10 protein-coding genes are annotated in these 14,236 nt (G+C 53.7%); all 10 read right to left on the reverse strand.

Features of this window, described 5'->3' with window-relative positions:
- Positions 1–38: 38 nt before the first annotated feature.
- The 10 genes from fliF to IT893_RS03785 all read right to left on the reverse strand — a co-directional run bounded on the left by fliF (position 39) and on the right by IT893_RS03785 (position 14,212).
- Positions 39–1,640: a flagellar basal-body MS-ring/collar protein FliF gene (gene fliF, locus IT893_RS03740; protein ID WP_252724071.1), complete on the reverse strand. Its 1,602-nt coding sequence runs from the start codon at positions 1,638–1,640 to the stop codon at positions 39–41.
- Between the two features lie 354 nt (positions 1,641–1,994).
- Positions 1,995–3,740 (reverse strand): flagellar hook protein FlgE, encoded by a 1,746-nt coding sequence (locus IT893_RS03745; RefSeq protein ID WP_197146867.1) that lies wholly within the window; start codon positions 3,738–3,740, stop codon positions 1,995–1,997.
- Between the two features lie 48 nt (positions 3,741–3,788).
- Entirely contained in the window at positions 3,789–4,577 is a 789-nt protein-coding gene (locus IT893_RS03750; protein ID WP_197146868.1) for a flagellar hook capping FlgD N-terminal domain-containing protein, read from the reverse strand.
- A gap of 21 nt (positions 4,578–4,598) precedes the next feature.
- On the reverse strand, positions 4,599–6,242 hold the full coding sequence (locus IT893_RS03755; protein ID WP_197146869.1) for a flagellar hook-length control protein FliK: 1,644 nt from the start codon (positions 6,240–6,242) through the stop codon (positions 4,599–4,601).
- A 262-nt stretch (positions 6,243–6,504) separates the two neighbouring features.
- Positions 6,505–7,005, reverse strand: coding sequence for a flagellar export chaperone FliS (gene fliS, locus IT893_RS03760; protein WP_008891644.1), 501 nt, complete (start codon positions 7,003–7,005; stop codon positions 6,505–6,507).
- Between the two features lie 57 nt (positions 7,006–7,062).
- Positions 7,063–8,835, reverse strand: a complete 1,773-nt coding sequence (gene fliD / locus IT893_RS03765; protein ID WP_197146870.1) for a flagellar filament capping protein FliD — start codon at positions 8,833–8,835, stop codon at positions 7,063–7,065.
- A gap of 102 nt (positions 8,836–8,937) precedes the next feature.
- The gene (locus IT893_RS03770; RefSeq protein ID WP_197146871.1) at positions 8,938–9,306 is read right to left on the reverse strand and encodes a flagellar protein FlaG; all 369 of its coding nucleotides are present in this window, start codon (positions 9,304–9,306) and stop codon (positions 8,938–8,940) included.
- Between the two features lie 93 nt (positions 9,307–9,399).
- On the reverse strand, positions 9,400–10,740 hold the full coding sequence (locus IT893_RS03775) for a flagellin (protein WP_197146872.1): 1,341 nt from the start codon (positions 10,738–10,740) through the stop codon (positions 9,400–9,402).
- A 431-nt stretch (positions 10,741–11,171) separates the two neighbouring features.
- On the reverse strand, positions 11,172–12,512 hold the full coding sequence (locus IT893_RS03780; RefSeq protein WP_167727174.1) for a flagellin: 1,341 nt from the start codon (positions 12,510–12,512) through the stop codon (positions 11,172–11,174).
- A gap of 359 nt (positions 12,513–12,871) precedes the next feature.
- Positions 12,872–14,212: a flagellin gene (locus tag IT893_RS03785; protein ID WP_167727172.1), complete on the reverse strand. Its 1,341-nt coding sequence runs from the start codon at positions 14,210–14,212 to the stop codon at positions 12,872–12,874.
- Between the last annotated feature and the right edge of the window lie 24 nt (positions 14,213–14,236).

A 14,236-nucleotide genomic window follows, 5' to 3' on the forward strand; every position in this document is an offset into this window, starting at 1 on the left:
CCCTGCGGCTGCCAGTGAGCCGATAACTGTCAGGAGAATTAGCTCTCCTGATACAGCCAGTTGCGAATGATCGAGAGAGCTTCTTCCGGGTGCTTCTCCACGATCTCGCCAATCTTCTTGACCGAGGATGCTTTCACGCGACCTTCAACCTGCGACAGGTTGATCAGTTCTTCGCCGTCATCCATGCCAGGTGCCATCGGAACGGGTGCCGGACCTTCAAGGGCCGGCGTGCCATCGGCGGTCATGTCATCGGCAAGAAGCTGACGCTGTGCCATATCCGCCGCACTCGGCAGCGTTTCGAACGCACGCGTCAGAAGCGGGCGTACCACCAGCAGGATGACGAGGATGGCAACAATCGCCAGCACCAGCATTTCGGCGATGCGGAAGATCTCAGCCTTATCAAGGCCAAGGAAGGTCTCGATCTCTTCATCCGGGAACAGGTCGGCAGTATCAGCGAACTGCATGTTGATGACCTCGACCTGATCGCTGCGCTGCGGGTCATAGCCGATGGCACTGCGCACGAGGGCTGCGATCTTTTCAAGGTCTTCCGGGGAGCGTTCCTGATACAGGCGCTCGCCATTTTCATCAGTGGTGTAGGTGCCATCAACAAGGACGGCCACCGTCACACGAGAAATCTCGCCGATTTCCTTGATCTGGGTGGTGGTTGTTTTGGAAATCTCGTAATTGACCGTTTCTTCCGTGCGGCTTTCCTGACTTTGGGTTCCTGCACCGTTGGCGGCATCAAAATTGGCATCCGGCAGATTGTTCTGCAGCGTTACCGGATCGGTGCCCTCGGTCTCGGAATTGGTCGCGTTTTCTTCAATCGTCTGGCTGGAACGAATGACGCGCTCATCCGGATTAAACCGCTCATTGGCGGTCGTAATCTTGTTGAAGTCCATTTCGACCGAAACTTCGGCGCGGACTTCGCCGTAACCAAGGGAGCGCGACAGAAGATCTTCGATGGTATTGCGCATGCGGCTTTCGGTGCGAATGCGCATTTCATCGGCGGTCTGGGTCAGGAATGTCGACGACTGCTGTTCGCCATCACCGCGCGCAAGCAACCGGCCGCGTTCATCAATGATCGATACCTTGCCCGGATCAAGTTGGGGCACCGCGGCAGCCACAAGATGCTGAATTGCGACAACCTGTTCAGGTTTCAGTTCCCCACCGGCCATCTTGACCGCGATAGAGGCACTGGCTTCCTGGGTCTCGCGTGAGAACATCTGACGTTTTGGCAGAACCAGATGAACGCGTGCCTGCTGGATCGCCTGAATGGATGCGATCGTGCGGGCCAGCTCGCCTTCAAGGGCGCGAACATGGTTGATGTTCTGTTCGAAACTGGTGGCGCCAAAGCCGTCGGAATTGTCAAATACCTCATACCCGACAGAGCCGCCGGTCGGCAGGCCGCTTTCGGCCATGGTCAGACGCATGCGGTTGACCTGATCGGCCGGGACAAGAATTTCGGTACCGTTGTTCAGCAACTGGTACTGAACCTGCTGGTCTTCGAGGCGATTGACGATCTGGCTGGCGTCTGCCGGATCCAGATCGCGATAGAGCAGTTCCATATTGGGGGCTGAAACACGCATGATCAGGAATGCAAAGAAGACAAGCAACAGCACGCCCACGCCACTGATTGCCATCAGCCGCGTTGGTCCCAGACCCTTGAGTGTTTGTAACAAGCCGCCCACGTTCGACTGCTCCGAAACGAAAATTTACCACTGTCCCCATGCGGATCGATCCGTGCGGAATACGACCAGCATTAACAACGAATAGTTCTCCATGCTGAAGAACAGGTTAACAACCGGCAATTTTTGCCCAGTCATCGGATTCAAATTTATCAGTGATTTGAATCGCTTGGATATTTGATGACCGAATTGTTCTGCCCTTAATGTAGTGAGTCAATCGGGCAAAAAGAAGCCCGGCAATTGTGCCGGGCGAGTCTCTATTGGTGCAATGTGTTTCAGGGCGGGCTAACGCCCTGAAACAGATGTCAATTACCGTTTGATACGGATCAGCTCGTCGAGCATTTCATCGGTCGTGGTGATCGTTTTGGTGTTCGCGGAGTAGGCGCGCTGGGTAACGATCATGTTGGTGAATTCCTCACCAAGATCGACGTTGGACCCTTCCAGTGCTGATGCCACAACGTTACCGGCACCGTTCAGGCCCGGTTCACGCAGCAAGTAATCACCCGACTCACGTGTCTGGCGATAAACGTTACCAGTGTGGTTTTCCATTTCATCAGGGGCTTCGAACGTTGCGATCGCCAGTTTATAGACCGGACGTTTCACACCGTTTGCGAATTCCACCTGCAGGAAGCCTTCCTCGGTGAATGCATAATTCACCATGGTACCAGCCTGCGCACCGTTCTGGTTGATGAAGTGGGTGGTGTATTCAACAAGGTTGCCGTTCGCATCCGATCCGGCGGCGAACTGGGTAATGCCGTTGCCAAGGCCGATGGTACCGAAATCAAGGGTGAATTCGCTGGTGTCGGAACCATTGGTCCATTCAGCCGAGATATCAGTGTCGACCAGACTGCCGTTTACACCGACGGTTGTGGCACCGATGGTCGCCTGAACACCCGTAAAGCTCTGAAGGTTACCAGAGCCGTCGAATGTGATCGTACCGGCCTGGATCAAACCGTTCGGGTGGTCAGTTGTATCAAGTTCACCGGCCGTGGTGTTGCCGATAAGTTCGAAGCCCCAACGGTTCTGGCCCAGCTTGACAACCTGAAGGTTCACAGTGTGCGCCGAACCAAGGGAATCATAGATCGTGACAGGCATTGAGTTGTCCTCGGCAACCGTTCCGGTTGCAAGGTTACCTGCGGTATAGGTCGGTGCGAGGGTGCCTGGGACACCAGGAACCGTAATGCCCGTTGCACTAAATGGTGTGCCGGTGACGTTGGCAAAGGTCACTCCTTGATCGGCAAAAGCAGCAGTGAGTGTCAATGTGTCGTTCGTGCCAGTTGTGGTGGTGCTGGCATTGATGCCGGTCACCGCACTGATGGCAGTTGCGAGATCTTCGAGTGTATCACCGGTATTGATGGTGATGGTCGTCGTTGTGCCGTTGTGGGTGATACTGAACTGGTCGCCGTTGTTGATGCCGGCAAGCGTCGTCAGATCAGTCGTATCATAATCGAGACCCGTGGTGGTCGAGGTTGCCGTGCCGCCGGTAACCGCCGTTTCGTCCGAGTTCAGGTTGGCACCGAATTCGATATTGGTGGTCGATGCGGCCGCTGTCAGGATAGAGTTGATATCTAGAACCTGAAGATCGGTAACAGCAGAGCTGTTCGACGTTGTGGCGTTGCCGTTTCCATCAAGAAGGCCACCGTCACGGTCAGTCGCCCAACCCTGAACATAGTAGCCTGCGGTGTTGCGCAGATAGCCGTCATCATCCGGCTTGAAGTCTCCAGCACGGGTAAAGAACAGCTCGTCATTGGTGCCCGGCGATGCGGTACCGCGAACGATGAAGAAGCCATCACCTGAAATTGCGGCTGCCGTGGTTGACGAGGTGGCCTGCAACAGCCCCTGCTTGCTGATCAGTGCGGTCGGATGGAACCGGACACCACCGGGCGTGTAGCGGGTATCTGTGGCAGATTCAGTGACAAGGGTCGAAAAGCGTCCGACAGTCCCTTTGTAACCGATCGTGTTTAGGTTCGAGATGTTGTCCGAGATGACGCCCAGGTTCTGAGACTGGGCATTCAGGCCGGAAACACCGGAAATCATTGCACCAAAAAGGCTCATTTTTCTTCTCCTGTTTCACAGGGTGTTGATCAAATCCGGATGAATGCCCTAGGCGGCTTCTTCCTGCTGTTCAGATCCGGAGTTATCCCCGGTATTATCAGTATTATCGGTATTGTCAGTGCCAGTATCGGTGCTGTTCGCGCCCAACTTGACGTTGGTGAGCGTCGAGAACGGCACAGAGACATCGCCAAGACGGAGATAGATGTCGGTATCGTCGATATCGACACTGTCGACAGTACCGATGATCCCAATCGCGACAGAAGCCGGTCTGCCCTTGTCATCCTTGAAGGTGTCACCGTTTGCGGCCATCGGTTGAACAACCAGCGTGTAGGCACCTGCGTCCTGTTCAACACCGTTGTTGTTTTTGCCATCCCAGGTAAAGGTCTGGAGGCCAGAAACATCGGTGAGTTCTTCGGAGTAGATCGTTTTCCCGCTCTGATCCTGAATTTGCAGTTTCATACGGGGAACTTCCGGCGCGACATTGTATTTGTAGGTGAGTTCCTCGCCTTCTTCGCGCCAGTTGGTGTCACCAACTGCCTCGATTTGCGCACCGACATAAGACAGCGCAGAGAGCTGACGCTGCTGTCCCTGCATTGCGAGCAGGTCCTCGAGGTTCTTGTTACTCTGAATGCCTTGCTCAACCTGGGCGAACTGGCTCAGCTGGTCAGTGAATTTGTCACTTTCCATCGGCGAGGTCGGATCCTGATTCTTGAGCTGCGTGGTCAGCAGGGTCAGAAACGTATCGAAGTTTTGCGCTAGCTGACTGGCAGAGCTGCTTGAACCGGCATTTGTGTTGGTCTGAGAGAGGCCAACGTTTGTCAGGGATGAAACGGTCATGGGATGTGCCCTCTACCTTTTCTATATCCGGATATCGACAAGGCCGTTGGGATTAATCCCGTAGCCAATGGCGACATGTTCGGCGAGTTCGGTTCCACTCATGACGTCACCTTCATCCGGGCTGCTGCCCTGATCGGCGGTCATGCGGGATTGGCCGTTGCCTTCCTGACTCTGGCCACCTTCATTCCTGTGTTCGAAGGTGAAGCTTTGACTGTCTGCATTCAGACCGGCGTCTTTCAGCGCTTGCTGCAAGGCGCGTGAGTCCTGACGCAACATGTCGAGTGTTTCGCGTGTGTCAGCCTGAATGACACCCTGGATTCGGCCATCCTGACCGATTTCCATTTTGACATCTACGCGCCCAAGATGTTCCGGTCGAAGCTGAACAGAGATCTTGTCAACGCCTTCGCTGGCTGCATTGCGGATCGAAACGGCGACTTGCTGCTGAACCTGTTGCGACGGGGCCTGACGTGCGGTGTGCGCGGTTTGACCACCCGTGTTGGTCTGATGCAGGGTGTTGGTACTTCCCGGTTGGCCATTGGCTGTTGCTGTGGCCTCAGTGCCGCCAGTTGCGGTAACCGCACTGTTGGTTGACACATTCTGCGCGGCGGTCGGGTTATTTTGTGCGTTCGGTCCGGCTGCTGCGGCGGCCATTGCCTGCTGCGCTGCTTGGGCAGTTTGTGCCGGGTTGGCTGCGGAAGCCTGTTGGGTGCTATTATTGGTCTGGACAGTGGTTGCTGCGTTCGTGGTGCCGGTGGCATCGGTTTTACCTTTGCCGTCACCGGTCATTGAATCGACAACCCGCGAGAGGAATTTGTCAGAGGACATTTCATCGCCGGCCCCCGCATCCGCACCATTCAGAGCCATCTTGGCAGAGGACGCTGCAGCAGGCTGTGACAGGGCAGTTGAATTCATCAAGCCGTCTGTCGTGCTATCCGCAGTGGCGTTACCATTGGCGGCACCGGTTGCAGCCTGACCATTTACCAGGGCTGCATTCTGGGCATTTGCTGCACCACTAGCACCAGCAGCCTTCATTTTAGCGGCTTCTGCCTTGGCCAATTCAATGGCTTCGGGGGATCCGGGAAGCGGAACGGCTTGTGCAGGCTGGTTTGGATCAACCATGCCAGCGTCGGCCGTCAGGGTGCTGTCGCCATCTGACTTGGTATCATCTGATTCTGCTGATGTGGTTTCGTCGGATGCGGAAGCAGTGTTTTCCCCGTCCTGAGGTGCAGCTTCGTTATCGTTTGAACGATCACCGCCATCGGCAGTTTCCATGTCCTCGCCAGCGCGATCATCTTCCGGGTTGGCTTCCACGTCGCGCGGTTCATCGGATTTTGGATCATCGATTTTGGCATGATCATCATGATCTTCGTAGTCATCATGTGATGCGCGCACAGGGTCTTCTTCGCGGCGATCTTCGGAACGCGCCTCATTGATGCTGCGTTCGTCGCGTGCGGATCTTTCGGCATCCATATCCGAGCGCCGATCATCGAAATTCTTCTGGGCAGATTTTGCCGCGTCGTATTTGACCTGATGACTTTGCTCAGACCAGTTGTCTGTGATTGATGCCATGACATCACCAAAGCCCGATCCCTTGCGTTCGCTAGGGTTTGTGCCGGGAATAGAGACAGTTGGCATCACGCTGTTTGTAATCGCAGAGCTGTTCATGACCTTGGTCCTTATGGAAGCAGTGTCAGAACATGTGCAAGTGGTGGGCCAGTTTTGATTGTTAACGTTTTCTACATATTTTCAGCAGGTTAGCAGTGCGTTGGCAGAAAGGGCAGATTTTGCCTTCCGCGGGGTTTGGCCGATGCCGGGCAAAAATGAACCTGTGATTTAGGGGGGCAGTCAAAAGCAGGCCAAAAACAAATAAAGACCTCCGAAAATTTCGGAGGTCTTTAATCCTGTGCGGGATACCTGGTGTTTGGGATCAGGCAGAAATTGACAGGCCGGTTTTCGCCGGTGCCTGTGGTTCTGTTTCTTCGCTTGCCGTCGCCGTTTCGTTGGTAAGCGCCGGGCGTGCTTGTTGCGCGGTCAAAACTGCTTGACGCAGTTCACCTTCGCTTTTCTCAGAAAGCTCGGCCCATGAATCCCGAAGTGGTGTCAGAAGCTTGATCACTTCTGCTGCGGCGTTGGGATCATTTTTCCGATCCACATCCATCAGACGGAGCATGCAGTGGGTATAGAGTCGTTCCAGATTTGCGGCGATTTCGCCACCCTGTTCCATATCCAAAGTGTTCGAAAGATGGGCAATCAGTTCCTGTGCACTGCAGTTCGCATTGCAACGGCCCTGAATGTCATTCCGCTCAATCGCGTGTTGCGCCTCCTGCAAGCGCGACAAGGTCTTTTCAAACAGCATGAACACCATCTTTGCCGGTGTGGCTGTATTGACCTGTTGTTGCTTGTATGTATGGGCGGCGTGTTCGTTCATGCGACACTCCTTGGTATGCTAAGCGTGAGTTCAGTGTGCATGTATGGCAGACAAAAGTTAACCACTATCTTTTCCGGCGGCCATCAATTCGTCGAGAGAACTCTGAATGTTCTTCATGCGTGCAAGGGCCGATTCCATTGCAATGAACTGATCCATAAGGACTTCTCGCTGCCGAGTAAGACGTTCGTCAATACGGTCAACTTTTTCTTCGTAGGAAGTGGTCTGGACTTCCAGATCGGAGATGGCCTGGGTCAAACTACCGTCTTCTTCGTCCAGAATAGAATCCAGTTCGAAGTAGAATTGCGCACCGATCCCGATGCTGGTGGTTACAGTCGCTGTATCGGATGCATTTGCATCCCCACCGTAAAACAAGCGCAAACCATCGGCCGTGCGGATGCTGTTGCCCGATACAACGGCGTTCTTGCCGGTCGTTGTCACGCCATTGACGGTGATATCGTAGGTGACGCTGTTGATCGTACCGCCGGATGCATCAATGTTGAACTCATAGGTTGCAGCATTGGTTTTTCCATCAAAACCGGTCATGGTGACATCAGAATTGTCAGACTTCCCGCGGAACAGGAACAGTTCCATCACTTCTTGCGGTTCGTTGAGCAACGCCTCGTTCAGGGCTGCCTCGTCAAGATCGATGGTTTTGCTGAGCATCGGGTCTTCGTTCGCGCCGTAGGCAACGAAATCCAGACCAATTTCTGCCAGGACCGAATAATCGTCCTTGTCGGGCCTATCGGTTACACCGTTCGCAAAGGAGCCCGCAATCTGTTGCAGGGCAGATTCAATACCTTTAACAGACGTATTGCCGAGCAACACCGCATCTTCCGAGGATTCGCCCGTGGTCGGGTCAACGAAAGTCTTTTCGTTGATGAATGTCTGAACAGCATTATAGGCTTCGACAAAATTGAGGATTGCCGTTTTCGCCTGATTAAGGTCCTGTTCGATTTCAATCGTGATCTCTGTGCCCGGTTCAGCGTCATAGAGGCTGATGCTCAGGCCATCAATAAGATCAGAGAATTCGTTGGACCCGCGCGTAACAGTAATTCCATCAAGCGTAATGCTGGCATTGTTGCCATCATCAATAACGTTGGCAGCATTGATCGTCGTCGGGTCTGTCAGAACACCGAGGTTTTGCAAAACACTGCCGGTGTCGTCACTAAACGACATGCGATTGGCTTCGCCTTCCTCGACCGAGGTCAGGATCAGTGTACTTTCGGTTTCGGACACCTTGACGACCGAAGCCTGAATGCCGGTCGTATCCTTGACGTTGTTGATCTTGTCACGGATGTCCTGAAGCGTATCACCGGCTGCGACGGTGACACTTGAGCTGCCAGAGCCACCGGTTATCGTAAATGTTCCAGTGCCCGTAAGCCCGGTGACGTCAGCGCTTGCCGCGACAGTCTGGGTGTTACTCGAAAGCTTGTGCTTGCTTGCGACCTGGTTGATCTCGAACTTGTAGCTTCCGGTCTCGGCGGCGTTTGAGGCGACAACACCGATTAAAGATCCTGCTTCGGTAGTGTTGCTCGTAGAAGCAAAAATCTGTTTGGATTCAAAGATATTTCGCGAGTTGTCAAAGCTGGTCGCACCATAGAGGTTCGCCATGGAGTCCTTAAGGGTACCAACAAGCGTCTGCAGCTCTTTTAGCGCAGCAATTTTCTCGTCGTTTGCTTCAATCCGTTTTTCAAGATTGTCGGCAGGAATACGACGGGCAGCAATCATCTTGTCGACAGTGTCGACGAAATCGATGTTGGAGGAGCCGCCAGACAACTGGACGCGACCGTTATCGCCAACATAGATATTATTTAAATTCAGACTGCTCATTGGTGTAGCTCCTTGGGTGCTCCCGGCTGATTTTGCCTGCTAGCGGTATGTTTTGTCAAACCGAACTGCAAGAACCGTGCCTATGTGCGCCCACTCGCTGTGTTAAATTTCTTCGTCGACAAAGCTGCCGAGATACTCGCGCATTTGCGAGAACAGTTGCTGGAGTTCCTTGGACGGCAGTTCGCGCAGGACTTCACCGCTGGTGCGGTCGGTAACTTTTGCCACGACGCGGCCGGTGTCTTGGTTGAAGTTCAGCTCAACCCGTGCGGTGCCATCGGCAAGGTCGGGCAGATCCATACTTGCAAGTGCATCCTGCATTTTCTGCGGAACTGCAGAAGGTTTGTTTTCCGGCTTTGCCACCGGTGAAGAAACCGCACTGGTTTTGGCCGGTGCGACATCAGGTACGCTCGCAGCAGCATGGGGGATGCCCCCGGAGCCACTCGACGTACTATAGTTTTTTACGACTTCCATTTTTCAGCTCCTTAAAGCCGCCATCCTGTAACAGCAGGATGAAACTTGAAAAAGACGATTACCGGCGATCAGTGCCGGGGGACGAGAGTTAGGTTACTGTAACAGACGCAGCAAGTTTTGCGGCATCTGGTTTGCTTGTGCCAACATTGCGACACCCGACTGAACCAGGATCTGCTTGGATGTGAAGGCAGTCATTTCGGCTGCAACATCAAGATCAAGCAGGGTCGAGCGTGCAGACTCTGTGTTTTCCTGCGTGGTCGCCAAGTTTTGTCCGGCGAAGTCCAAGCGGTTTTGATAGGTGCCGATATTGGCACGGGCACGCTGCAGGTCGTCAATTGCGCGACCTACAACTTCTACAGCCTCCTGTGCACCGGCAGCCGTATCAATCGCGTTTGCCCCAAGGTCAGCGATAGAAACTTCTGTGCCAAGGGCACCGGCACCCAAGGTATCGGAGTCTACTGACGAAAATTCAATCGACATTCGATCGTTTGCGGTATTTCCTGCTCCGACTTGGAAATCAACGCTCTGCTGGAGAGCCTGACCGTTGTCAGCGGCCATGTTAACGACATTCAATGAAGAGTCGTTACCGGCAACGCCGTTGAAGGTGGTGTCAGAGCCAAAGTTCGACGCACCAGTGTTGTCTGCAGCAATCGACGATACAGATGCCGAGAAGTTGGTGTTCACCGTGAAGCTCAGGCCAAGCTCATCGAAGTTCAGGGTCGCATTTTCACCTGCCCCAATTGCGGTGGTGCCGCCCGAAGCATAGTCCGTTACGTCGATCGACTGCGAACGGTTGTCGCCGTCAACAGTGGCATTCACCGTCATGATGACCTGACCACCGGCAGCGTAATCGATATCAACTTCAAAGTTGTTATCGGTGACGTCACTGTCGGTATCGGTCGCCCAGTAGTTGTTATCGGTGATGGCAAAATTGTCGAAGCCGTTGACCGGGGTCAGGGCTGCGCCGCTTCCGCCGGTTGCGAGATCGCCAAAGTTAATCGCGACGTCGCCGCCGTCACCCAGCAGCTGAATGCCGTTGAAGTTGGTGGAGGACGCAATACGGTCGATTTCTTCGCGCAGCTGAACGAATTCGTCATTCAGGAACCCGCGTTCGGTGTCGGACAAGTTGCCCGAGGATGCCTGAACAGCAAGTGTCTTCATGCGCACCAGGATGTTATCGATGGTTGCCATGCCGCCATCGGCGATCTGGAGCATCGAGTTGGCTTGACCAACGTTCACCGAAGCTGTTTTGAGAGACTCTGTCGTTGCATTCAAACGCGCGCCAATCGCCATCGAGGCAGCGTCATCTCGCGCAGAAACTACGCGTGTACCTGACGACAATTTAGATAGGGAGCGGGTCGCTGCTGTGTCTGACGCGGTCAAGTTGCGATGTGCAACATTGGCTGCATAGTTCGAAATAATGTTAAGAGCCATAACGCATCTCCTACATGGACAGCTCTGGACAACATCTTGTTGTCCGTGATCCGGCACATTTGCCAGAAAATTTTCAGCCCAGACGTAGGGATGAAAACGGTAATACATATAGGGTGAAATATACTTTTAGGTTAGATTTGTGTCCAGTGAAAAAAGATTCCTCACTTTTACCATTAAAAACAAATGGTTGCGTGGAGGCCAAAGCACTGGCTGTGCCGGGTTTGTTAATGCTTTGTAAACGAATCCGACTCCAAGTCGACGGATCTGACGCAAGTTAAGCAATTATCCTAATGTATAGATTTCGTCTGATCTTTAAAAAGATTTTGTCACTATCAAGAAAGCGATTTGGAATTTAATCGCTGCTGTAGTCATGCGAAAAGGGGCGGCCCGAAGGCCGCCCCTTTTGATAAAGACGTGTTTTGCTTTGCAGATTACTGCAGCAGACGCAGGAGGTTCTGCGGCATCTGGTTGGCCTGTGCCAGCATGGCAACACCGGACTGAACTAGGATCTGCTTTGAGGTGAACGCCGTCATTTCGGCTGCCACATCAAGGTCCATCAGGGTTGAGCGAGCTGATTCAGTGTTTTCCTGCGTGGAAGCAAGGTTCTGTCCAGCAAAGTCCAACCGGTTCTGGGAGGTGCCGATTGCGGCACGTGCACGCTGCAGGTCATCAATCGCACGGGTGACAACTTCAACAGCATTCTGTGCGCCAGCAGCAGTATCAATCGCATTGGCGCCAAGGTCCTCAAGCGAGGTTTCCGAACCAGAAGACCCGGTGCCGAGTGTGTCGGCATCAACCGAGCTCAGGTCAATCGACAAGCGGTCGTTTGCCGTGTTGCCGCCGCCAACCTGGAATTCAATGCTGGTGGCGAGCTGCTGACCGTTGTCTGCAGCCATGTTAACAACGTTCGCCGAAGAGTCGTTACCGGTAACGCCGTTGAAGGTGGTGTCAGAACCGAAGTTCGATGCACCAGTGTTGTCTGCGGCAATTGACGACACAGATGCCGAGAAGTTGGTGTTCACCGTGAAGCTCAGACCAAGCTCATCGAAGTTCAGGGTCGCATTTTCACCAGCCCCAATTGCGGTGGTGCCGCCTGAAGCATAGTCCGTTACGTCGATCGACTGCGAACGGTTGTCGCCATCAACAGTGGCATTCACCGTCATGATAACCTGACCACCGGCAGCGTAATCGATATCAACTTCAAAGTTGTTATCGGTGATGTCGCTATCGGTATCGGTCGCCCAGTAGTTGTTATCGGTGATGGCAAAATTGTCGAAGCCGTTGACCGGGGTCAGGGCTGCGCCGCTTCCGCCGGTTGCGAGATCGCCAAAGTTAATCGCGACGTCGCCGCCGTCACCCAGCAGCTGAATGCCGTTGAAGTTGGTGGAGGACGCAATACGATCAATCTCGTCACGCAGTTCAGTGAACTCGTCATTGAGGAAGCCGCGTTCGGTGTCGGACAGGTTGCCAGACGATGCCTGAACGGCAAGTGTCTTCATACGAACGAGGATGTCATCAATGGTTGCCATACCGCCATCGGCGATCTGGAGCATCGAGTTGGCCTGACCAACGTTGACAGTTGCGGTTTTGAGAGCCTGGGTGGTTGCATTCAAACGCGCGCCGATGGCCATGGAAGCGGCATCATCACGTGCGGAAACAACACGGGTACCAGACGAAAGTTTGGACAGCGAACGGGTCGCCATTTCGTCAGATGCGGTCAGGTTACGGTGTGCCACGTTAGCGGCATAGTTGGAAATAATATTGAGAGCCATTTTTCATCTTCCTACTTGGAATGAACACCAGACACCATGTCTGTATGTGCGTGGGATGTTCCTCAGGAGTTCTTCTTGAACAGCCTATAAAAGGTCCACGAGATTTTTAAATGCACTTTGTTAGGTTGGAAGTCCAGAAAAAAAATCACCTGAACAGAAAGAAAATTCTGAATCACCGGAAAAACAAGGGGTTGGGCAGAGATGATTTTGGTGGTGCGTTCTTCGGAGAGTGAGTTTCCGACAAGAAAACCCGAATCGAAGCGATCACATGACAGCTGTATGGCGATTAATCAAAACAAATAGAGGAGGGGCGGCCCGAAGGCCGCCCCTTTTGATAAAGACGTGTTTTGCTTTGCAGATTACTGCAGCAGACGCAGGAGGTTCTGCGGCATCTGGTTGGCCTGTGCCAGCATGGCAACACCGGACTGAACCAGGATCTGCTTTGAGGTGAACGCCGTCATTTCGGCTGCCACATCAAGGTCCATCAGGGTTGAGCGAGCTGATTCAGTGTTTTCCTGCGTGGAAGCAAGGTTCTGTCCAGCAAAGTCCAACCGGTTCTGGGAGGTACCGATTGCGGCACGTGCACGCTGCAGGTCATCAATCGCACGGGTGACAACTTCAACAGCATTCTGTGCACCAGCAGCAGTATTAATCGCATTGGCGCCAAGGTCCTCAAGCGAGGTTTCCGAACCAGAAGACCCGCTTCCAAGTGTGTCGGAGTCAACCGAGGTCAAATTGATCGACAAGCGGTCGTTTGCCGTGTTGCCGCCGCCAACCTGGAATTCGATGCTGGTGGCAAGCTGCTGGCCGTTATCTGCAGACATGTTTACAATGTTTGCCGAGGAGTCGTTACCGGTAACACCGTTGAAGGTGGTATCAGAACCGAAGTTCGATGCACCAGTGTTGTCTGCGGCAATCGACGACACAGATGCCGAGAAGTTGGTGTTCACCGTGAAGCTCAGGCCAAGCTCATCGAAGTTGAGCGTTGCGTTTTCACCAGCCCCAATCGCGGTGGTGCCGCCCGAAGCATAGTCCGTTACGTCGATCGACTGCGAACGGTTGTCGCCGTCAACAGTGGCGTTAACCGTCATGATGACCTGGCCACCGGCAGCATAATCGATATCAACTTCAAAGTTGTTATCGGTGACGTCGCTATCGGTATCGGTCGCCCAGTAGTTGTTATCGGTGATGGCAAAATTGTCGAAGCCGTTGACCGGGGTCAGGGCCGCGCCGCTTCCGCCGGTCGCAAGATCGCCAAAGTTAATCGCAACGTCGCCGCCGTCACCCAGCAGCTGAATGCCGTTGAAGTTGGTGGAAGACGCAATACGATCAATCTCGTCACGCAGTTCAGTGAACTCGTCATTGAGGAAGCCACGTTCAGTGTCGGACAAGTTGCCAGACGATGCCTGAACGGCAAGTGTCTTCATACGAACGAGGATGTCATCAATGGTTGCCATACCGCCATCGGCGATCTGGAGCATCGAGTTGGCCTGACCAACGTTGACAGTTGCGGTTTTGAGAGCCTGGGTGGTTGCATTCAAACGCGCGCCGATGGCCATGGAAGCGGCATCGTCACGTGCAGAAACAACGCGGGTACCAGACGAAAGTTTGGACAGCGAACGGGTCGCCATTTCATCAGAAGCAGACAAGTTGCGGTGCGCAACATTTGCCGCATAGTTGGAAATAATATTGAGAGCCATTTTGGTATCTCCTACATGGATAGC

Origin of the sequence: Thalassospira sp. A40-3, from assembly GCF_015871485.1 — a bacterium.
GTDB classification, from domain to species: domain Bacteria; phylum Pseudomonadota; class Alphaproteobacteria; order Rhodospirillales; family Thalassospiraceae; genus Thalassospira; species Thalassospira tepidiphila.

What these genes read in the sequence shown, in the direction of transcription:
- fliF (WP_252724071.1), bottom strand. Translation starts at nt 1,640, where the DNA reads ATGGCAATCAGTGGCGTGGGCGTGCTGTTGCTTGTCTTCTTTGCATTC.
- IT893_RS03745 (WP_197146867.1), bottom strand. Translation starts at nt 3,740, where the DNA reads ATGAGCCTTTTTGGTGCAATGATTTCCGGTGTTTCCGGCCTGAATGCC.
- IT893_RS03750 (WP_197146868.1), bottom strand. Translation starts at nt 4,577, where the DNA reads ATGACCGTTTCATCCCTGACAAACGTTGGCCTCTCTCAGACCAACACA.
- IT893_RS03755 (WP_197146869.1), bottom strand. Translation starts at nt 6,242, where the DNA reads ATGAACAGCTCTGCGATTACAAACAGCGTGATGCCAACTGTCTCTATT.
- fliS (WP_008891644.1), bottom strand. Translation starts at nt 7,005, where the DNA reads ATGAACGAACACGCCGCCCATACATACAAGCAACAACAGGTCAATACA.
- fliD (WP_197146870.1), bottom strand. Translation starts at nt 8,835, where the DNA reads ATGAGCAGTCTGAATTTAAATAATATCTATGTTGGCGATAACGGTCGC.
- IT893_RS03770 (WP_197146871.1), bottom strand. Translation starts at nt 9,306, where the DNA reads ATGGAAGTCGTAAAAAACTATAGTACGTCGAGTGGCTCCGGGGGCATC.
- IT893_RS03775 (WP_197146872.1), bottom strand. Translation starts at nt 10,740, where the DNA reads ATGGCTCTTAACATTATTTCGAACTATGCAGCCAATGTTGCACATCGC.
- IT893_RS03780 (WP_167727174.1), bottom strand. Translation starts at nt 12,512, where the DNA reads ATGGCTCTCAATATTATTTCCAACTATGCCGCTAACGTGGCACACCGT.
- IT893_RS03785 (WP_167727172.1), bottom strand. Translation starts at nt 14,212, where the DNA reads ATGGCTCTCAATATTATTTCCAACTATGCGGCAAATGTTGCGCACCGC.